The sequence below is a fragment of the Delftia sp. JD2 genome, from assembly GCF_001682645.1.
GTDB lineage: Bacteria > Pseudomonadota > Gammaproteobacteria > Burkholderiales > Burkholderiaceae_C > Comamonas > Comamonas acidovorans.
Genome location: NZ_LFJT01000054.1, coordinates 24,729 through 43,969 on the forward strand (window position 1 = coordinate 24,729; position 19,241 = coordinate 43,969).

The following is a 19,241-nucleotide window of genomic DNA, read 5'->3' on the forward strand; positions in this document are numbered from 1 at the left end:
GGCGGCCATGCAGGAGGCGCAAGCCCTTCTGCCAGGAGGACGGCCTCCCCCACATCGGGACATGCATGCGCCGGGACGACCCGGCTCCACAAGGAGTTTTCCATGGCATGGGTCTATCTGTTGGTGGCGGGGCTGCTCGAAGTGGTCTGGGCGTTCTCGATGAAGCAATCGCACGGCTTCACGCGCTTGGTGCCCAGCGCCATCACCATCGTCACCATGATCGCCAGCTTTGGCCTGCTGGCCGTGGCCATGCGCAGCCTGCCGCTGGGCACGGCCTACACGATCTGGACCGGCATCGGCGCCGTGGGCGCCTTCCTGGTCGGCATCACGGTCCTGGGCGAGCAGGTCAGCGCCATGCGCATCGGCGCGGCCGTGCTCATCGTTTCGGGCCTGGTGCTGATGAAGCTGTCCTCGGACTGAGCGGGGCCGCCCCCTGCCGGCCAGGCCGGCAGGAGGTCGGGGACCGGGCTCAGAACCTGGCTCAGAAGCGGTATTTGACGCCCACCATCAGATTGCGCGGCGTGCCGTAGTGGCTGTAGTAGCCCGCGTAGCTGAAGTACTTGCGGTCCAGGGCGTTGTTCAGGTGCACCGACGCACTCCAGTGCCGGTCGATGTCATAGCGTGCCATCAGGTTCACCACGGCATAGCTGGCCTGCCGCACCGTGGCGTCGCCTACCTCGCTTTGCCAGTTCACCCCGCCGCCCAGTGTCAGCCCCTGTAGTGCGCCGCCCAGGCGGTAGCTGCTGAAGAGCTTGACGCTGTTGCGCGGCAGCATGGTGTTGATGCGCTGGCCCTCTGCATTCGTGGTCAGGGTGTTGGCATAGCCGGCAGAGACCTGCCAGCCCGGCGCCAGCTCACCGCTCAGTTCCATCTCCAGCCCCTGGGAGGTGGTGTTCTGCTCGGCCTTGTAGACATTGCTGCCCGGAAATTGCGCCTGCCACACCGCCAGGTTGTCCTGCTTGAGGTTGAACAGGGCCAGGCTGGAGTTGAGCTTGCCGTCCAGGTGCCTGCCCTTGATGCCGACCTCCAGTCCCCGGCCTTCCATGGGCGCCAGCGTCGCATTGTTCTCATCGCGCACCCAGGAGGCCTGGGGATTGAAGATCTTGGTGTAGCTGGCGTACAGCGCCCACTGAGGCGTCATGTCGTAGACGGCGCCCACGTAGGGGATGAAGGCGCCGTTCTCCCGGGCGCGGGTGGTGGTGGCCTCTCCGGTGTCGGGCGTGCTGGCGGTATCGCGCCCCCAGTAGATCTGGCGGCTGCCCAGGATCAGGCGCAGCGGCTCGGAGATGCGGAAACGTCCGGTCAGATAGCCTGCGTACTGGTGCTCCTTGGTGGAGAACCGGCCGCTGGCCGCGAAGTCGGGCACGGGATTGCTGCCGTCATAGGTGAACAGGTTGTCTATGCGGCCTGCGGCCGAGTCGGAGTAGTCGTAGAGCCAGCTGCCGGAGGTGGGTCCCTTGTCCTCGAAGCGCGACAGCGTCAGGCCGGCGATCAACTCGTGCTCGCGGCCGAACAGTTTGAGCGGGCCGGTCAGGTACATGTCGAGGTTGTGCTGGCGCGGCTGGCCCTGAAAGCGCACGGGCAGCAGGCTGGTGCCGCTGCCATCGGCCTGCAGCGTGCCGTTGAGGTAGGTGTAGACCGAGTCGTAGCGGTCCTGGCCGTAGGCGTACTCGACCTTGCCGGTCCAGCCGCCGCTCAGCTCGCGCTCGATGGAGGTGAAGAAGCCGCTTTGCTCATGGTTGTTGTACGACCAGTTCGGCGATCCGTTCAGGGCGCGGGGCAGCCGGGTGGCACTGCCGTCCGGAAACCGCGACGGCAGGCCCGAGCGCATCGGCGCATCCACATCGTTGCGCAGGTAGCTGAAGCCCACGGTCCACAGGGTCCGGTCGTCGAGATCGACCTCGGCGATGCCGTACAGCAGGCGCGAGTCCTGGTGGTAGCGCTCCAGCCAGGCATCGCCCGATTGGTAGTCCGCAACCAGGCGCGCGCGGGCCGAGCCGTCCTGGTTCAGCGGGCGGGAGATGTCCAGGCCCGCGCCTCGGCGTCCCCAGCTGCCGGCATCGACATTGAGTTGCGTCTGGGGTCTGGCCGTGGGGCGCTTGCGGATCAGGTTGATGGTGGCCGAGGGGTTGCCCATGCCGCTGATGAGGCCCGTGGCGCCGCGCACGATCTCCACGCGGTCGTACATGGCCATGTGCTGGGTGTACTGGTTCAGGCCCGCAGCCGTGGGCACGCCATCGATCTCGTAGTTCTGGATCTCGAAACCCCGCGACCAGTAGCCGTCGCTTTCGGCACCCAGGCCGTCGCGCGTGACGATGATGCCAGGCGCGGCCTCCAGCATGTCGCTGAGCCGCGTGGTGCCCAGATCCTCCAGCCGCTGGCGCGTCATCACGGTCAGCGCCTGGGGCGTCTCCTGGGGAGCCAGGTTCAGGCGCGTGGAGCTGCTGGACGATGCCGTGGTGTAGGAGTCCGTGCCCTCCGTGGTCGAGCCCGGGGCCTTGCCGGACACGGTCACCGTGGCCAGGCTGACGCCTTGCTCCGGCAAAGGCGCTGCCGACGCAGGCAGGGCGCTGGCCTGGGGCGCTGGCCGCACGCCGAGCACGCCCTGGGCATCGCGCGTGAGCACCAGGCCGCTGCCGGCCAGCGCGGCCTGCAGCGCCTGCTCCGCCGTGTAGCTGCCCTGGATCGCCGGCGCCTGCTTGCCCGAGGCCAGGGCGGGGTCCAGCGACAGCGTGCGGCCGCTGTGCTGGCCAATGGCCAGCAGCGTCCGGGCCAGTGGCCCGGCTGGCAGGTCATAGCGTTGGCGCTGGGCGGCTTCGGCGCCGGAGGCTACCGCGGCCTCCTGGGTGGTCTGGGCCTGGAGGGGCAGGGTGGCGATGAGGGCGGCCAGGGCTGCGGCATGGGCCACGGGGCGCCATGCGAAAAGAGAGCGGGACATGCTTGTGGACTCCGGAGAATGGGGGATGACACAGGACATGTCGCGCGAGCGGGCGGGATGTGATCACCCCTGGCGCAGTTTTTTTTTGGAGCCCCGCGTTGACCGGGCCTCAGGCCGCATCGATCAGCGTCAGCCAGCCGCCGCGATAGCGCGTCACGCGGATGGGCAGGCTGCTGGCCAGCGCCTGCAGCGCACGGTCGGTATCGTCCAGCGCAAAGGTGCCCAGCACGCGCAGCCGGGAGGCGGCAGGGGCGATGCGCAACAGGCCGGTCCGGTAAGGCCGCAGGGCATCGACCACCGAGTCCAGCGGCCAATCGTCCACGGCCAGCATGCCGCTTTGCCAGGCCGCTGCCGCCTCGGCGCGCGCCAGGGCCTCGGAAATGGCGGCCCCGTCCATCCAGGCGCTGGCGCCGGCCTGCAGCGGGGACTGTGCGCCCAGCCGTGTGTGCAAGTCCACGTCCTGCGCGAGCGCGGCCACCTGCGTGCGCTCTTCCTGCAGGCGCACCATGAAGCGCGCGCCGTGCGCTGCCGGCACCTGGGCCTGGCCATGCCGGGTCTGCACGGTGAAGGGGCTGCCGGCCGACACCTGCGCGATCAGCGCGCCCTGGCGCAGATGCACGCGGCGGCGGTCGGCGCCCAGGTCGATATCGATGGCGCTGCGCGCGTCCAGCAGCAGCCGGCTGCCGTCGGCCAACTCCAGGCTGCGCCGCTCGGCCGTGGCGGTATGGGCATCGGCCAGCAGGCCGGGCAGCGGCGTGAATCGGTGGGCCACCAGGCCTCCCAGGGCCGCGCCCGCAAAGGCCAGTGCGCCGCCCGCAATGCGCCTGCGGCGGCGGTCGGGCTGCAGCAGTGCGCTCAGCGCTGCATCGGCTGACGCATGGCTGGAGGTGTGGGGCGCCAGCGGTTGGAGCACGCGCTCCAGCGAGCCGCTCACCTGGGACCACGCGGCTTCGTGGGCCGGGTCGGCCTGTCGCCAACGGTCCAGGGCCTTGCGCTGGTGCTCGGTCATGGCTCCCGAGCGCGACTCCACCAGCCAGGCGATGGCCTGCTGGCGCAGGGCGGCGGCCGAGGTGGCACTCATTGCGGCAGCGCCGTTGCGCAGTCCAGTGCGCAGCAGGCGGCTATGGCGCGGCCCATGTGGCGCCGCACGGTGATCTCGGCAATGCCCAGGCGCAGCGCGATCTCCCGGTAGGGCATGTCGTGCAATTGGTTGAGCAGCAGCACGCGGCGCGTGGTGGGTGGCAGCGACTGCAGCACGCGGTCCACGGCCTGCAGCGCCTGCACGATGGCATAGCGTTCCTCTTCCGAGGGCTGGTGCATGGCGGGCTGGGCCGCCAGCGCCTCCAGGTAGGCCTGCTCCAGGTCGCGCCTGCGCCAGAAGGAGAACAGCGTGCGCTTGGCCATGGTGGTCAGGTAGGCGCGCGGGTTGTCCAGCGGTGGAAGGTGGCGGGTGGTGAGCAGTTGCACGAAGGTGTCGTGCGTCAGGTCCTGCGCCTGTGCGGTGTCGCCCAGCTTGCGGCGCAGCCAGCCTTGCAGCCAGCCATGGTGGTCTGCGTAGAGCACGGCGACGGGAGGTGGCGGCAGGGGATGGGCGGGCATGCGGCGGGACAGGTGATGGGATGGGAATGCGTCTCAATTATCACGCCATGCCCTCACTCCCCGTGATTCACCTCGCCCGCGAGGCCCTCAGCGGCCCGTGCCCAGCTCCAGCGTCAGGCGCAGCATGTCGCGATGCTGCACGCCGCGCTCCCACAGCTGGGTGGTGTAGTGCCTGAGGAAGAAATCCCGGTCTATGCCCGTCACGCGAAAACCCGCGCGCTGGTAGAAGACCAGCTGGTCGCCGAAGCTGCCTGTGCCGACCTCGATGCGCGGCGCTCGCTGGGAGCGCGCCCATTCGATGGCGCGCCGCAGCAGGGCGCTGCCCAGGCCCCGGTGGTGCAGCGATTCCGCGACCGCGATGTTCATCAGCTCCCAGGCGGGTGGGCCTGAGGCCTCGTCGCCGCTGGCGCGCAGCGGCACCAGCACGCACATGCCCAATACCTCGCCGCGCCCGCCGGGACGCGGCGGCTGGCCTTCGCGCTGGAAGGACTCGCGCGCGGCAAAACAGGTGGAGCCCGCCAGATAGCCGCGCACCTTCTCCCGCGACGGATCCGCCGACAGCAGCAGCGGCCACGGCGCCTCGGCCGGGTTCAGCGGCTCTATGTGCCAGGGTGCGAGAGAAACGGAAGGCGCGGTCATAAGCCTGAATCATCCCATGCCTGACATTGGGACGCAGTTGGGCTCCTCTGCGGAATCTTGACGTGCGCTTACAACTGTGCCTTTGCATGGGTGGATCTAGTGGTTTATACTTAGACCTAGGGTAAACGCTTAGAGGGTTTTCCCGGCATTCGCGGCACTTGAGATGCATGCCGCCAGTGATTGTTGAGCGTCTCAGTAAGGAAGTTCACCATGCGCCAAGCAATCTATTCCCTGATCGATTTCATCCAGCAAGCCCGCAACGCCGAGCTCGAAATCGCCAACCAGTAATCCGGTTGGAGGCAGGTGCGCCCCGAAGCGCGCCCACCGATGCGATCGCCCCATTGCCGATGATGGCCTTGGGGCTTTTGTGTTTCTGGGCGCCGGGCTGCCCTGTAGCCCTGGCTACAGGCCCAGCACCAGCCTGCCGCTCCTGGCGCGCGAGCAGCAGCTCATCATCTTGGTGCAGGCCGCGCGCTCGCCGCGCGTGAGCACCATGTCGCGGTGGTCCACCTCGCCGTCGAGCACAGGCACTTCGCAGGACCCGCACAGCCCTTCCCGGCAGTCGCTTTGCACTTCGATCTTCGCGCTGTGCAGGGCGTCCAGCAGCGTCTGGTCGTTGCGCACCTGCAGCACAAGGCCCGAGGCGCGCAGTTCCACCTCGAAGCCCTGCTCCCTGGCAGGGTCCAGCGCCCCCACGGTGGAGACGAAATGCTCCACGCGCAGGCTGTCCTCGGGCCAGTGGCGGCTGGCGGCCTCCAGGCCGTCCAGCAGGCGCGCCGGTCCGCAGGCATGGATGCGGGCTCCGGCGCGCGGCGTGGCCAGCAAGGCGGCGTAGTCGGCGCGCCGGCCTTCCTCCGCCACGTACAGATGCAGTCTGGCGCCATGCTCGGCCAGCAGCGGCGCCAGCAGCGCCATGCCCGCGCGGCGCCGGCCGCTGTAGTGGATTTCATAGGACAGGCCCAGCGCCCTGGCGCGCCGTGCCATGGCCGAGATGGGCGTGATGCCGATGCCGCCGGCCACCAGGATCAGGTGGCTGGCGCCTTCGTCCAGCGGGAAATGGTTGCGCGGGCCCCGCACCTGTACTTTGGCGCCGCGGTGCAGATGCTCATGCACCCAGGCCGAGCCGCCACGGCCGTTGGCCTCGCGCAGCACGGCAATCTGGTAGCTGCCGGTGTCCTGCGGGTCGCCGCACAGCGAGTACTGGCGTGACAGGCCCGTGTCGCCGCATTGCAGGTCGATGTGCGAGCCCGGCGTCCAGCGCGGCAGGGCATGTCCATCGGCGGCCTTCAGGCGCAGGCGCAGCACGCCTTCGGCGGCGGCCTCGGCCTCGGCCACGACCATGGGCCGGCTGGCGCCGCCCTGCAGGGCTTCGCCAATGCGCACGGGCTGGCGCGCCTGCAGCAGGGCGGGACGGGCGCGCTCGGGGTTGAGGGCCGGGTCCCATTCCACCCACAGGTGCTCGGGGCCCCGGAACGAGGTGTTGGGCACGTAGGTGAACCGCTGCTCGGCCAGCCGCATGTGGGGAAGGCGGCGCGTGAACTCCTCCAGGAAGATCTGCATCTCCATGCGCGCCAGGTTCTTGCCCATGCACTGGTGCGAGCCATAGCCGAAGGTCAGGTGGTCGCCGGCGTTGTCGCGGTGGATGTCGAAGAAGTCGGCATCGGCGAAATGCCGCTCGTCGTGGTTGGCCGACGAGGTCACGATGAGCAGCTTCGAGCCCGCCGGCACGGCCACGCCGCCGATCACCACGTCGCGCGTGGCCAGGCGCCGCCAGGCGGCCACCGAGCCGTTGTGGCGCAGGCATTCCTCCACGGCATTGGGGATCAGCGCGGGGTTCTCGCAGATCTGCTTCCAGGCGCCGGGATGCTGCAGCAGCAGCTTGACGGCGTTGGCCGTGGCATTGGCCGTGGTCTCGTGCGCGGCCACGATGCCGGCCATCATCATGGAGTGCAGGTAGGAGTCGGTGACGACCTCGGGAAGCTCCTTTTGCTTGCGTATGCCGTATTGCATCCAGCCCGGCGCATCGGGGTTCTCGCGCATCTTGGCCAGCACCTTGCCGGCCAGCTGCCAGAAGTTGCCCACCGCATGGGCCACGGCCACCTGCTGCTCTGGCCGGGGCCGGCCCCAGGTGTTGACGGTGTGGGCGATGGAGTACTCGCGCAGCCGGTCCATGTCCTCCTCGGGCACGCCGAGAAAGTGCAGGGCCACGGTCAGCGGCACCTCCCACAGCATCTGGTCCACAAGGTCGGCGCGGCCGTCGTCGATGAAGCGGTCCACATAGGCGCGCGCCAGCTCGCGCACCATGGGCTCGTGGTGGCGCAGCTCCTCGGGCGTGAACGGGTCCATCAGCGCGCGGCGGCGCGGCATGTGGGCGGGCTCGTCCTCGTTGACCAGGGTGCGGTTCAGCGCGAAGCCGTAGGAGGCCAGCACGGCATTGGCCTCCTCGCCCGTGGGCGTGATCTTCTCCAGCGCGATCGAGGGACTGAAGGCGATGTTGTCGCGGAACACCGCCTTGATGTCGTCGAAGCGCGTGACCACCCAGTAGCCCAGTTGCGGGCTGTAGAACACCGGCTCCTGCTCGCGCGCCCAGCGCACATATTCGGGCGGGTCCTGCTGGTAGCCGTCGCTGAACGGGTCGAAGGCCGCGGCACCCGCGCTGACGGGGCAGCCCGTGGGGCCGGTCTGGCCGCTGGGCTGGCGGTGGTCGAAGGGGCAGCGCACGGAGGCTGGCGCAGAGCCGGACGCAAAGGCGGACGGGGCGGTGTCGGGGGCGGCGGAGGCAGTCATGGCAGGTTCGCAGGCAGGCGCGGAGGGTCAATCCAAAGTGATGTTCTGGTCGCGGATCAGCTGGTGCCAGCGCGTGCTTTCGCTGGCCAGCAGCGCGGCGAACTGCTCGGGCGTGTTGCCCACGGGCTCCACGCCGAAATCCACGAGCTTCTGGCGCACGGCGGGCTCGTTGATCGCGGCCACGACCTGCCTGTGCAGGGCCGCGATGACCGGGGCCGGGGTCCTGGCGGGCGCCACCAGTCCCACCAGGGCGGCGGCCTGCACCTTGGGCAGGCCCAGCTCGGCGAAGGTGGGCACGTCGGGCAACTGGGGCAGGCGCGTGGCGTTGGCCACGGCCAGCGGGCGGACCTTGCCGCCCTTGATGAAGCCTGCGCCCGCGGCCAGGTCCACCATCATCACGGGCACCTGGCCGCCCGCCACGTCGCCCAGGGCCGGTGCCGCGCCCTTGTAGGGGGCGTGCACCAGCTTCAGGCCGGCCTCCACCCTGAGCAGTTCCATGGCCAGGTGGTGCGGGCTGCCGGCACCGGCCGAGGCGTAGTTCACGCCGTCCTTGCTGGTGCGCGCCTGGGCCAGGAAGTCTTTGGCCGTGGCCGCTGCCATGCCGGGGCCGGCCACCAGGATCATCGGGAAGCGGCCCATCAGCGTGACCGGCGCAAGGTCCCTGGCGGGGTTGTAGCTGAGGCTCTTGTAGAGCACGGGATTGAAGACCAGGGTGCCGTTGTCGGCCGACAGCACGGTGTAGCCATCGGCGGCGGCGCGCGCGGTTTCCGAGGCGCCTATGGCCGTGTTGCCGCCCGGGCGGTTGTCCACCACGATGGGCTGGTGCACCTGGCCGCCCCAGGCCTGGCCTATGGTGCGGGCCAGGAAGTCCGAGCCGCCGCCGGCCGCGTAGGGAACGATCCAGCGCACGTTCCTGCTGGGGAATCCGTCCTGGGCCAGCGCGCCGGGCAGGGCGGTGGCCGATAGCAGGCCTGCGGCCAGTGTGGTGAGGAAAAGGCGCTTGTGCATGGGGCTTGTCTCCGGTGAGGCCTGGGTGGAATCCATGGAATCTTGTTTTGCGTAATTTTTCTACGCATTGCGTAAAAACACCGCCCGGGATTACCCGCAAGCTGCGGCACAATGCCCCGCCAGCCCTTAAAACAGGCCTTTCCAGACCCGCCCTGCCGCCATGACTTCCACTGTTGCCTCCGAGATTGACGAGCCCGCGCCGCCGCGCGAAAGGCGCCAGCGCGTGCAGGCCGCCGAGACCTGCCTGGCCGTGCTCAAGGCCCTGGCCACGCTGGGCGGACGCGCCAGCCTCACAGCCATCGCGGGCGCGGTGGAGGAAAGCCCGGCCAAGGTCCACCGCTACCTGGCCAGCCTGATGGCCGAGGGGCTGGTGGAGCAGGACCGTGGCGGCACGCAGTACGCGCTGGCGGCCGAGGCCATGCGCGTGGGCCTGGCCGCCATGCGGCAGTCCGACCCCATCCGCCTGGCCGAGCCGGCCCTATTGCACCTGCGCGAGGCCTTGCAGGTCACCAGCTTCGTGGCTGTGATGGGCAACCTGGGGCCGACCATCGTGCGCTTCGAGGAGCCGGGCCTGCCGGTCACCGTCAATGTGCGCGTGGGCTCGGTGATGTCGCTGCTGTGGTCGGCCACGGGGCGCGCCTTCTTCGCCTTCATGGACGACGATGCCCGCGTGGATGCGCTGCTGGCCCGGGAGCTGGCCGAGGCGCCGGCCGCGCGGCGCGCGCTGCTCGATGGCGCGGACCCGCTGGGCACGCTGCGCCGCGAGATCCGCGCTGCGGGCTGCGCCTCGGTGCGCGACGTCAACCTGCCGGGCATCAGCGCCGTGGCGGCGCCGCTGCAAGACTACACGGGCCATGTGGTGGGCGTGCTGTGCGCGCTGGGCGCCAGCGGCGGCTTCGACCCGGACCCGCAGGGCGCGGTGGCCCGGGCCCTGCGCGCCGAAGCGGCGCGCGTCAGCGCCTCGCTGGGCCACCTGCCCGGCTGAGGCCCGGCTGAGGCCTGCAGCCCGCTGCCGCTACGGCGTCACCAGCGTGTAGGCCATGCGCACGCGCTGCATGTCGCGGCCCAGGCGGCGGCTTTCGGGCAGGCGGCGCACCCAGGCCAGCTGTTTCACGGTGCGCGCCATCAGGGCGCGGGTTTCGGGCTCCATGGACTGCACGAAATCCCGCCAGGCCGTGCGCGCGGCCGGCATGGCGCCGGCCTGCTCCAGTATCCAGGCCGTGGAGTGGGCGTAGCACAGGGCATCGCGCACGCGGCACAGCGCCAGGGGCAGGTGGGCGGCGGGGTCGTCCTCGAAGTCGATGAAGCCGATCACGCCATCGGCACAGCAGACCATGTTGCGCGCAAAGGCCTGGCTCAGGCAGTCGCCGCTGCCATGCACCTGCTGCAGGGTCTGCAGGCCCTGCAGCCACAGCGCCAGCGTGCTGCCATCCCCCCGGGGCAGGGCGGCTTCCATGGCATTGCCCAGCGAGGGCGCCTCCACGCCGGGGCTGCCCAGGTGGCGCATGGCAAAGCCGTCCTCGCACTCGGCCAGCACGGCAGGCACGCGCAGGCCGCGCTGCGCGAGCTGGCGCAGGCGGCGCACCTCGGTGCGGATGGCTTCGTGGCCGCCGGGATTGGGCACGGGCCGCAGCACGGGCAGGCGCAGGCACAAGGCGAGCAGGGCCAGCGCGCGATAGCGCCATGCCGGATTGCTGGCGCCCGCGCGCTTGACCCAGATGGTTTCGTCTTCCCGGTCATAGCGCTGGATGCTCAGGGGCTGGCTCAGCACATGGGCGCGCAAAAAGGCGTCGTAGTCTGGCGGCTCGGTAGGCGGGACGGCGAAGGACGGTTCGGACACGGCAGGCTCTGGAAAGTGAGTGGCTGGCGCGCAACGCCAGCCGGATGCGGCAATTGTGCCGTGCCAGGACTTGCCGCTTGCGCCGGCCGGCGGTGGCGCCAGGGTTTGCACTGCGGCAAGGCCGGTGGATTTGCCGCTTGGCAGCCGGAAAATTGAGACAATCGTTTCATCTTTAGCAGTGCCGAAAACCATTCATGAACACAGAAGACAGTGGCAAGCTGGTGGCCGCCCTGGTGCGCGGCATCTCCGTGCTCCAGTGCTTTTCCAACAAGCACCAGGAACTCAGCGCCCGTGAACTGATGGACATGACGGGCCTGCCCAAGCCCACGCTGTTCCGCCTGATCGACACCCTGTGCGAACTGAACCTGATGCGCTACTCCGAGCGCCTGTCCAAGTACGTGCCGGGCGTGGGGCTGCTGAACCTGTCCTCGCCCGTGCTGGCGCGCATGCACATGCGCCAGTTCGCGCGGCCGCACATGCAGGAGCTGGCCAACCATCTGGAAGGCCAGATCCAGCTGGCCGTGGGGCACGGCCGCCAGCTGTGCCTGGTGGAGCTGGCCAACGGCCTGACCAACAAGGTCTTCCTGCCCGAGATCGGCGTGCACATCTCGCTGTCGCGCACCGCCACGGGCCGCGCCTACCTGCTGAGCCTGCCCGAGGCCGAGCGCGAGGCCTTCATCGCGGAACTGCAGGCCGACGATCCCGCACGCGGCCAGCAACTGCGCGAGCGGCTCGACGATGCGAGGCGCGACCTGGCCGAGCACGGCTTTTGCCGCAGCCACGGCGACCTGCACCGCGAGATCCAGTCCATTGCCGTGCCCATGTCCACGGCCCAGGACGGCGAGTACTGGGTGTTCTCGGTCTCCCTGCCCATCTACAGCCCGCAAAGCCGCGCGCTGGAAAGCGATGCCGGGCCGCGCCTGATCACGCTGGTGCGCCTGGTCGAAGGCATGCTGGGCGCCTCCAGCCTCTCGTGAATCAGCGGGCGCTGCGCCAGACTTCCTGCGCGCGCCCTGCGCTCACCTTCTCCCGCACGCTGGCGGTGTCTGAGCCTGCAGCATTTGCAGGACCCGGCGCATAGGCCTGGCCGTCAAAGCGCGGCGCGGGGCTGGCCTGCAGGGCGCCGCCTTCGGGCTGCAGATAGACGCCACGCGCCTGCAGGTGCGGGTGGCTGGCGGCTTCCACAGGGCTGAGCACGGCGCCGAAGCAGGCATCGCTGCCCTCCATCAATTGCTGCCAGTACGCGCGGGGCCGGGAGGCGAACAGCGTCTGCAGCTGCGCGCGCCGCGCGGGCCAGGCGGCGCGGTCCCACTGGGGGCCCTGGAACGCTGCGGCACCGGCCAGGCCCAGCCTGTCCAGCAGCAGGGCGTGGAACTGCGGCTCGATGGCTCCCACGGTGATGAAGCCGCCATCGGCACAGGCATAGGTTTCGTAGAACGGTGCACTGTCGTGGATGCTGTGGCCGCGCTCGTCGGCCACCAGCCCGCGCTGGCGCGCGTGCAGCATGAGGTTGAGCATGTGCGCCGCACCATCGACGATGGCCGCGTCCACCACCGTGCCGCGCCCCGTGGCGCGCGCCTGCACGATGCCGGCCAGCAGCCCCGTCATCAGGTACATGGCGCCGCCGCCGATGTCGCCCAGCGTGGCAAACGGCGAGACCGGCCGGGCATCGGCCGGCGCGCACCCCCACAGCGCGCCCGAGACGGCCGCATAGTTGTTGTCGTGGCCGGCTGCCTGGGCCAGCGGGCCGTCCTGGCCCCAGCCCGTCATGCGGCCATAGACCAGGCGCGGGTTGAGGGCCTGGCAGGCCTCGGGTCCCAGGCCCAGGCGCTCCATGGCGCCGGGCCGCATGCCCTCGATCAGCGCATCGGCATCGCGCACCAGGGCCAGCACCAGGTCACGCCCTTCGGTTGACTTGAGATCGGCGAACACCGAGCGCTTGCCGCGCGACAGCGCGGAGGCGGCTGAGGCGGCTGAGGTGGCGGCGGGTTCCGCCTCGGGCCGCACGATGGACACCACATCGGCTCCCAGGTCCGCCAGATGCATGGCGCAGAACGGCCCCGGGCCGATGCCGCCAATCTCCAGCACGCGCACGCTGTCCAGCACCTTCATGGCGTCTCCGTCGAAATCGGTTCAGTCGAGTTGCAGTTGGCGGCTGGTGATCAGCGCGCCCCAGCTCTTGCGGTCGTTGTCCACCAGCTGGGTGAACTGCGCCTGCGGCATGCCGCCCGGGCGGCCGCCGAGCTCGCGGTAGCGGCGCGCCACCTCGGGGTCCCGGAGCACGGCGACCAGGCCGTCGGTGAGCTTGCGCACCACGGCGGGCGGCGTCTGCGCGGGCAGGAAGAAACCCATCCAGCCGACCTTGTCGAAGTCCTGCAGGCCCAGCTCGGTGGTGGTGGGCACGTTGGGCAGCTCGGGCTCGCGCTGCGCGCCCGTCACGGCGATGGGATGCAGCTTGCCCGCCTTGATGTGCACCAGCGAGGCCGTGAGGTTGTCGAACATGAACTGCGTCTCTCCCGAGACGATGGCCGCCGTCGCCGGTGCCGAGCCGCGGTAGGGCACATGCACCACGTCCACGCCTGTGCGCTCGCGCAGCAGCTCGCCCATGAGGTGCGTGGTCTGGCCCACGCCGGCCGAGGAGAACGACAACTTGCCCGGCGCCTGCCGCGCGGCCTTGAGCAGGTCCTCCAGCGAGCGCACCGGCGATGCCTGCGGCACGACCAGCACGTTGGAAAACGAGATCATGTCCGTCAGCGCCACGAAGTCCTCGGGCCTGTAGGGCAGCTTCTTGTAGGCCGTGTAGTTGATGGCGTTGGAGCCCGTGTTGCCCACCAGCACCGTATAGCCGTCCGGCTGTGCGCGTGCCACCTGGCTGGCACCGATGGAGCCGCCCGCGCCCGGCCTGTTGTCCACGATGACGGGCTGCCCCAGCCGCTCGCCCAGCTTGAGCGCCAGCAGCCGCGCGGGAATGTCGGTGGAGCCCCCGGCCGCGCCCGGCACGACCAGGGTGATGGGCCGGGTGGGCCAGGCGTCGGCTGCAATGGCGGCCGTGGCGCACAGCCAGGCGGCAGCCGCCAGCGTGAGGCGTTTGAACATGGTGTTTCTTCTCCGCGCGTGTGCTGGGCCAGGGCGCTTCTCAGCGAGGACTCATGCGGATGGCGCCGTCCAGGCGAATCGTCTCGCCATTGAGCATGGGATTTTCAAGAATGTGCAGCGCGGTCAGCGCGTACTCGGACGGGTGGCCCAGGCGTGCGGGGTTGGGCACGGAGGCGGCCAGCGACTGGCGGATGTTGTCGGGCAGCTTGGCCAGGATGGGCGTGTCGAACAGGCCCGGCGCAATGGTGCACACGCGGATCATGCGCGTGGCCAGGTCGCGCGCGGCGACGATGGTCATGCCGATGATGCCGGCCTTGGCCGACGCATAGGGAATCTGGCCGATCTGCCCCTCGTAGCCCGCCACTGAGGCCGTGAGCACGCAGGCGCCGCGCTCGCCTTGCACGGGCTCGTTGCGCGCCATGCTGGCGGCGGCCAGGCGCAGCGTGTTGAAGGTGCCGATCAGGTTCACGCGCACGATGCCCGTGTACTTGTCCAGCGAGCCCGGGCTGCCGTCTTTCTCCACCAGCCGCAGCGGCCCGCCCACGCCCGCGCAGTGCACCAGGGCGCGGAACTCGCCGAAGTCCTCGGCGGCCGCAATGGCGGCGGCCATCTGGTCGGCCTCGGCCACGTCGGCCTTCACGAAGCGCAGGCGGCTGCCGTGGCGCTGGCGGGCGGCGTCCACCATGGCCGCGCCGCGGTCCTCGTTCAGGTCCACCACCACCACGTTCAGGCCGCGTTCCAGCAGCGCCTGGGCCGATGCCTCGCCCAGGCCCGATACGCCGCCCGTCACCAGGGCCGTCATGTTCTCTTGCAGTTGCATGGATGTGTCTCCCGTGCCTGGCTCACAGGCGTTCGATGATGGTGGCGTTGGCCATGCCGCCGGCCTCGCACATGGATTGCAGGCCGTAGCGCGCGCCGCTGTCCTCCAGCGCGTGCAGCATGGTGGTCATCAGACGGATGCCCGAGGCGCCCAGCGGATGCCCCAGGGCGATGGCGCCGCCGCGCGGGTTCAGCCGCTCGGGGTCGGCGCCCAGTTCCCTCAGCTCTTTCAGCCAGGCCAGCGGCACGGAGGCGAAGGCCTCGTTGATCTCGCAGTGGTCCATCTGCTCCAGCCGCATGCCGGCCTTGGCCAGCACGCGCCGCGTGGCGGGAATGGGGGCCGTGAGCATGTACAGCGGATCGTCGCCCACCACGTCCAGCGCCACGAAGCGCGCACGCGGGCGCAGGCCCAGTTGCTGGGCGCGCTTCTCGCTCATCAGCAGCATGGCGCTGGCGCCGTCGGTCATCTGCGAGGCATTGCCCGCCGTGGTGTGCCAGCGGATCTGCGGAAAGCGCGCCGACAGCTCGTCGTTCTGGAACACGGCCTTGAGCGCGCCCAGCTTCTGCGCCGTGGTGCCCGGGCGGATGGTCTCGTCGGCCGTGAAGAGGCCGGCAGGCGTGGTGATGCCCACGATCTCGCGCTCGAAGTGCCCGGCCGACTGGGCCGCATGGGCGCGCTGGTGCGATCGCGCGGCATAGGCATCCAGTTCCTCGCGGCCCAGGCCCCAGCGCGCGGCCACGAGGTCGGCCGACACGCCCTGGCCCACCAGCCCCGGCGCGAAGCGCGCATCGAAGCGCGCGCCCGTGGTGTTCTGCCCCATGCGCGAGCTGCCCATGGGCACGCGGCTCATGGACTCCACGCCGCAGGCGATCACCATGTCCTGCGTGCCCGACATGATGGCCTGCACGGCAAAGTGCACCGCCTGCTGGCTGGAGCCGCACTTGCGGTCGATGGTGGTGGACGGCACATGGGCCGGCAGGCCTGCGGCCAGCCAGGCCAGGCGGCCCGGCGTGCCGGCCTGCTCGCCGGCCTGGCTCACGCAGCCGGTGATCACATCGTCCACCGCGCCGGGGTCGATGCGGTTGCGCTGCACGAGCTGCTCCAGCACCTGGCTGAGCAGATCGACGGGGTGGAGCTGGGCCAGGGCGCCATCGGGCTTGGCCCGGGCCATGGGACTGCGGATGGCATCGACGATGACAGGAGTGTTCATGCGGATTTAATGAGACTGGAGGTTCATGAAATGAATGATAAGTCTCGAAATTTGCATTGAACAAAGCGTTTTCCCGGATGAAAAACCGAGCGTAAACAAAAATACTTGCTGAAAACCCGATGAATTCGAGACGGCGGATTCAAAAAAGCAAAGGAGACAGGCGTGCATGACTTTCACAGCTGGGCCGATGCCCGGCCCGACCGCGTTGCGCTGACCATGGGCGACAGCGGCCAGCAGCACACGGCGGGCGCGCTGGCGCAGCGCTCGCGCGAGGTGGCGCAGTGGATGGCCGGGCAGGGCCTTGCGGCCGGCGACACGGTGGCCGTGCTGATGGAAAACCGCGTGGAGATCCTGGAGCTGGTGCTGGCCGCGCGCCTGGCGGGCCTGTACGCGGTGGTCATCAGCACCCACCTGACGGCGCCCGAGGTGGCCTACATCCTGGGCGACAGCGGGGCGCGCCATGTCTTTGCCTCCGCCGCCCCGGCGGCGCAGCTGCCGGCCGCGCTGGCCGCGACCGTGCATTCGGTGGACGGAGACTGCGCATCCACGGGCCTGCCGTCGCTGGCCGATGCCCTGGCCGCCTGGCGTGCGCAGGCGCCCGCGCCCATCGACCTGTCAGGCCGCCCGCTGGGGCGCGACCTGCTGTATTCCTCCGGCACCACGGGCCGGCCCAAGGGCATCAAGAAGGCGCTGCCGGCGGCGCTCTACCGCACGCAGGCCGACCCCGAATTCCTGGCCTGGCAGCGCAACATGGGCTTTGATGCCGACGCGGTCTACCTCTCGCCCGCGCCGCTGTACCACGCAGCACCGCTGCGCTACTGCCTGCGCACGCTGGACGGCGGCGGCGCGGTGGTGATCACGGCGCGCTTCGACGCACAGCAGGCGCTGGCGATGATCGAGCGCTACCGCATCACCCACAGCCAGTGGGTGCCGACCATGCTGGGCCGCCTGCTGCAGCTGCCCGAGGAGGTGCGGCACGGCTATGACCTGTCCAGCCACCGCTGCGCCATCCATGCGGCCGCGCCCTGCCCGGTGGCCGTCAAGCAGGCGCTGCTGGACTGGTGGGGCGACATCCTGCTGGAGTACTACGCAGGCTCCGAAGGCTGCGGCATCACCCTGATCAACTCCGCCGAATGGCGCCGGCGTCCAGGCTCCGTGGGCCGCGCCAGCTACGGGAGGCTGCGCATCGTGGGTGACGACGGGCAGGAGCTGCCTGCGGGCCAGATCGGCCGCGTGTTCTTCTCGGACGTGGCGCCCTTCGCCTATCTCAACGACCCCGCCAAGACCCGCGAGGCCATCGACGAGCGTGGCTGGGCCACCTATGGCGACCTGGGCCATGTGGACGAGGAGGGCTACCTCTTCCTCAGCGACCGGCGGGCCGACCTCATCCTTTCGGGCGGCGTCAACCTCTATCCGCAGGAGATAGAGAACGCGCTGGCCACGCACCCGGCCGTGCAGGAGGTGGCCGTGGTCGGCGTGCCCGAGCCCGACTTCGGCGAGCAGCCCATGGCCGTGGTCGTGCTGCGCCAGGGCCATGCGGCCAGCGCCGAGATGGCGCGCGCCATCGTCGCCGAGGCCGGCGCCACGCTGTCGCGCCTCAAGCGCCCGCAGCGCCTGCAGTTCGTGGACGAGCTGCCGCGCCTGCCCACGGGCAAGCTGCTGCGCCGCGTGCTCAAGGACAGGCTGCGCGAGCAGCCCCACGCGGGCTTCAACCTGCGCAGCGCCTGAACGGCCCTTCACCGTCTTTCCTCACCGACAACCACCGGATACCGACCCATGCAAGACCTGACCGAGCGCTCCGTCTACCGCGAAGACCATGAACAGTTCCGCGAGCAGGCCCGCCGCTTCTTCGAGCGCGAGATCGTGCCCCACCATGCCGAATGGGAGCGCCAGGGCATCGTGCCCAAGGAGGTTTGGCGCAAGGCCGGGCGCGAAGGCCTGCTCAACCCCATGCTGCCCGAGCCCTACGGCGGCGGCGGCGACTTCGGCCATGCCGCCGTGCTGCTGGAGGAGATCGCGCGCACGGGCGCCAGCGGGCTGGGCTTTCCGCTGCATTCGGACATCGTCGCACCCTACATCCATGCCTATGGCAGCAAGGCGCAGAAGGACCGCTGGCTGCCGCGCATGGCCGCAGGCGAGCTGATCGGCGCCATCGCCATGACCGAGCCCGGCGCGGGCAGCGACCTCAAGTCCGTGCGCACCACGGCGCGGCGCGAGGGCGACCACTACGTGCTCAACGGCCAGAAGACCTTCATCACCAACGGCATCAATTCGGAGCTGGTCATCGTCGTCGCCAAGACCGCGCCCGAGATGGGCGCCAAGGGCGTGTCCCTGATCGTGGTCGAGGACGGCATGCCCGGCTTCTCCAAGGGCCGCAAGCTCGAGAAGATCGGCCTCATGGCGCAGGACACCTCGGAGCTGTTCTTCGACAACGTGCGCGTGCCGGCCGACCACCTGCTGGGCGAGGAGAACGCGGGCTTCAGGTATCTGATGCACGAACTGGCCCAGGAGCGCCTGGTGGTGGCCGTGCGCGCGGCCGCCTCCATCGAGGCCTTTTTGCACAAGACCATTGCCTACACGCGCGAGCGCAAGGCCTTCGGCCAGCCGGTGTTTGACTTCCAGAACACGCGCTTCAAGCTGGCCGAGGCCAAGGCCCAGGCCACCATGCTGCGCGTCTTCGTGGACGACTGCATCGCCCTGCACCTGCGTCGCGCGCTCGCGCCCGACCGGGCGGCCATGGTCAAGCTCAATGCCACGGCGCTGCAAAACCGCCTGCTCGACGAATTCCTGCAACTGCACGGCGGCTACGGCTACATGACCGAATACCAGATCGGCCGCGCCTGGACCGATGCGCGCATAGGGCGGATCTACGGGGGGAGCGACGAGATCATGAAGGAGATCATCGCCAGGACACTGTGAACCCCTGAGCGGCTGCGCGGGCGTGCGGCGCCCTGATCCGGGGGCGGCCAGCCGGGGCGATGTGTGGCGGCAGCACATCATGAAGGCCCTTGCTCCGGCCGCTTGTCCTAGGCTTTTCCCAAGCCCGTTCCGGGTGGGAGAGTCGGCAACTTCCCTTTGGCAATCCTATTTTTCGGCAGAAACTGGAATTTCCATGGGGCGGCTCATTCTTCCATGATCTTTCCGTATCGAAAGACCGGGAGGGCGCCCCGACAGGGCGTGAGCATCAATGACACGCCGAGTCACCATCCATACGCCATTGGGCGATGAACTGCATTTCCGTGAATTGCGCGGCCAGGAAAACATCAGCCAGCTCTTCAGCCTCGATGTGGAAATGCTCAGCGAA

The 19,241-nt window shown here is 69.7% G+C and carries 16 protein-coding genes; 5 read left to right on the plus strand and 11 right to left on the minus strand.

Translation table 11 applies throughout. The features are described 5' to 3' along the window. Positions 1-102 precede the first annotated feature (102 nt). A complete protein-coding gene (sugE, locus tag ACM14_RS23445) occupies positions 103-420 on the plus strand; it encodes a quaternary ammonium compound efflux SMR transporter SugE (protein WP_012202617.1) in 318 nt (105 codons plus the stop codon). A gap of 61 nt (positions 421-481) precedes the next feature. Here the strand turns inward: sugE and ACM14_RS23450 are convergent, their stop codons facing one another. From ACM14_RS23450 to ACM14_RS23475, 6 genes are all read right to left on the minus strand, one after another. Beyond that, on the minus strand, positions 482-2,938 hold the full coding sequence (locus tag ACM14_RS23450; RefSeq protein WP_065347451.1) for a TonB-dependent siderophore receptor: 2,457 nt from the start codon (positions 2,936-2,938) through the stop codon (positions 482-484). 109 nt (positions 2,939-3,047) lie between these two features. Next, the gene (locus ACM14_RS23455; protein ID WP_065347452.1) at positions 3,048-4,019 is read right to left on the minus strand and encodes a FecR domain-containing protein; all 972 of its coding nucleotides are present in this window, start codon (positions 4,017-4,019) and stop codon (positions 3,048-3,050) included. Next, positions 4,016-4,537 carry a sigma-70 family RNA polymerase sigma factor gene (locus tag ACM14_RS23460; protein ID WP_065347453.1) on the minus strand — a complete coding sequence of 174 codons (522 nt, stop codon included), beginning with the start codon at positions 4,535-4,537 and terminating at the stop codon, positions 4,016-4,018. The genes ACM14_RS23455 and ACM14_RS23460 overlap by 4 nt, the downstream gene beginning before the upstream one ends. Before the next feature lie 87 nt (positions 4,538-4,624). Continuing rightward, positions 4,625-5,176, minus strand: a complete 552-nt coding sequence (locus ACM14_RS23465; protein WP_034389533.1) for an N-acetyltransferase — start codon at positions 5,174-5,176, stop codon at positions 4,625-4,627. A gap of 402 nt (positions 5,177-5,578) precedes the next feature. Beyond that, the gene (locus ACM14_RS23470) at positions 5,579-7,963 is read right to left on the minus strand and encodes a cytochrome P450/oxidoreductase (protein ID WP_065347454.1); all 2,385 of its coding nucleotides are present in this window, start codon (positions 7,961-7,963) and stop codon (positions 5,579-5,581) included. Between the two features lie 27 nt (positions 7,964-7,990). Beyond that, positions 7,991-8,971: a tripartite tricarboxylate transporter substrate binding protein gene (locus ACM14_RS23475; protein ID WP_034389537.1), complete on the minus strand. Its 981-nt coding sequence runs from the start codon at positions 8,969-8,971 to the stop codon at positions 7,991-7,993. Positions 8,972-9,131: 160 nt separating this feature from the next. Here ACM14_RS23475 and ACM14_RS23480 point away from each other — a divergent pair, with 160 nt between their 5' ends. After that, entirely contained in the window at positions 9,132-9,956 is an 825-nt protein-coding gene (locus ACM14_RS23480) for an IclR family transcriptional regulator (protein ID WP_065347455.1), read from the plus strand. Between the two features lie 30 nt (positions 9,957-9,986). Here ACM14_RS23480 and ACM14_RS23485 read toward each other — a convergent pair whose 3' ends face one another. Next, positions 9,987-10,811, minus strand: a complete 825-nt coding sequence (locus ACM14_RS23485) for a hypothetical protein (protein ID WP_065347456.1) — start codon at positions 10,809-10,811, stop codon at positions 9,987-9,989. 194 nt (positions 10,812-11,005) lie between these two features. Between ACM14_RS23485 and ACM14_RS23490 the strand changes: the two genes are divergently transcribed. Then, on the plus strand, positions 11,006-11,788 hold the full coding sequence (locus ACM14_RS23490; protein WP_065347457.1) for an IclR family transcriptional regulator: 783 nt from the start codon (positions 11,006-11,008) through the stop codon (positions 11,786-11,788). Between the two features lies 1 nt (position 11,789). On the opposite strand, the gene ACM14_RS23495 is transcribed toward ACM14_RS23490, so the two are convergent. From ACM14_RS23495 to ACM14_RS23510, 4 genes are read right to left on the minus strand one after another with little or no spacing between them, the layout of a single operon-like run. Next, complete coding sequence (locus tag ACM14_RS23495) at positions 11,790-12,923, minus strand: CaiB/BaiF CoA-transferase family protein (protein ID WP_065347458.1); 1,134 nt, start codon at positions 12,921-12,923, stop codon at positions 11,790-11,792. Between the two features lie 21 nt (positions 12,924-12,944). Beyond that, positions 12,945-13,907, minus strand: coding sequence for a tripartite tricarboxylate transporter substrate binding protein (locus tag ACM14_RS23500; RefSeq protein ID WP_013804732.1), 963 nt, complete (start codon positions 13,905-13,907; stop codon positions 12,945-12,947). Positions 13,908-13,947: 40 nt separating this feature from the next. Beyond that, entirely contained in the window at positions 13,948-14,727 is a 780-nt protein-coding gene (locus ACM14_RS23505) for an SDR family NAD(P)-dependent oxidoreductase (protein ID WP_065347459.1), read from the minus strand. A gap of 22 nt (positions 14,728-14,749) precedes the next feature. Then, positions 14,750-15,937, minus strand: a complete 1,188-nt coding sequence (locus tag ACM14_RS23510) for a thiolase family protein (protein ID WP_065347460.1) — start codon at positions 15,935-15,937, stop codon at positions 14,750-14,752. Between the two features lie 162 nt (positions 15,938-16,099). On the opposite strand from ACM14_RS23510, the gene ACM14_RS23515 reads away from it, so the two are divergent. Beyond that, entirely contained in the window at positions 16,100-17,665 is a 1,566-nt protein-coding gene (locus ACM14_RS23515) for an AMP-binding protein (protein WP_065347461.1), read from the plus strand. A gap of 48 nt (positions 17,666-17,713) precedes the next feature. Continuing rightward, positions 17,714-18,856 carry an acyl-CoA dehydrogenase family protein gene (locus ACM14_RS23520; RefSeq protein ID WP_012202629.1) on the plus strand — a complete coding sequence of 381 codons (1,143 nt, stop codon included), beginning with the start codon at positions 17,714-17,716 and terminating at the stop codon, positions 18,854-18,856. Positions 18,857-19,241: the final 385 nt, after the last annotated feature.

Bases quoted from the DNA above. Each gene is read 5' to 3' on its own strand.
- sugE (WP_012202617.1), top strand. From the start codon at position 103: ATGGCATGGGTCTATCTGTTGGTGGCGGGGCTGCTCGAAGTGGTCTGG.
- ACM14_RS23450 (WP_065347451.1), bottom strand. From the start codon at position 2,938: ATGTCCCGCTCTCTTTTCGCATGGCGCCCCGTGGCCCATGCCGCAGCC.
- ACM14_RS23455 (WP_065347452.1), bottom strand. From the start codon at position 4,019: ATGAGTGCCACCTCGGCCGCCGCCCTGCGCCAGCAGGCCATCGCCTGG.
- ACM14_RS23460 (WP_065347453.1), bottom strand. From the start codon at position 4,537: ATGCCCGCCCATCCCCTGCCGCCACCTCCCGTCGCCGTGCTCTACGCA.
- ACM14_RS23465 (WP_034389533.1), bottom strand. From the start codon at position 5,176: ATGACCGCGCCTTCCGTTTCTCTCGCACCCTGGCACATAGAGCCGCTG.
- ACM14_RS23470 (WP_065347454.1), bottom strand. From the start codon at position 7,963: ATGACTGCCTCCGCCGCCCCCGACACCGCCCCGTCCGCCTTTGCGTCC.
- ACM14_RS23475 (WP_034389537.1), bottom strand. From the start codon at position 8,971: ATGCACAAGCGCCTTTTCCTCACCACACTGGCCGCAGGCCTGCTATCG.
- ACM14_RS23480 (WP_065347455.1), top strand. From the start codon at position 9,132: ATGACTTCCACTGTTGCCTCCGAGATTGACGAGCCCGCGCCGCCGCGC.
- ACM14_RS23490 (WP_065347457.1), top strand. From the start codon at position 11,006: ATGAACACAGAAGACAGTGGCAAGCTGGTGGCCGCCCTGGTGCGCGGC.
- ACM14_RS23495 (WP_065347458.1), bottom strand. From the start codon at position 12,923: ATGAAGGTGCTGGACAGCGTGCGCGTGCTGGAGATTGGCGGCATCGGC.
- ACM14_RS23500 (WP_013804732.1), bottom strand. From the start codon at position 13,907: ATGTTCAAACGCCTCACGCTGGCGGCTGCCGCCTGGCTGTGCGCCACG.
- ACM14_RS23505 (WP_065347459.1), bottom strand. From the start codon at position 14,727: ATGCAACTGCAAGAGAACATGACGGCCCTGGTGACGGGCGGCGTATCG.
- ACM14_RS23510 (WP_065347460.1), bottom strand. From the start codon at position 15,937: ATGAACACTCCTGTCATCGTCGATGCCATCCGCAGTCCCATGGCCCGG.
- ACM14_RS23520 (WP_012202629.1), top strand. From the start codon at position 17,714: ATGCAAGACCTGACCGAGCGCTCCGTCTACCGCGAAGACCATGAACAG.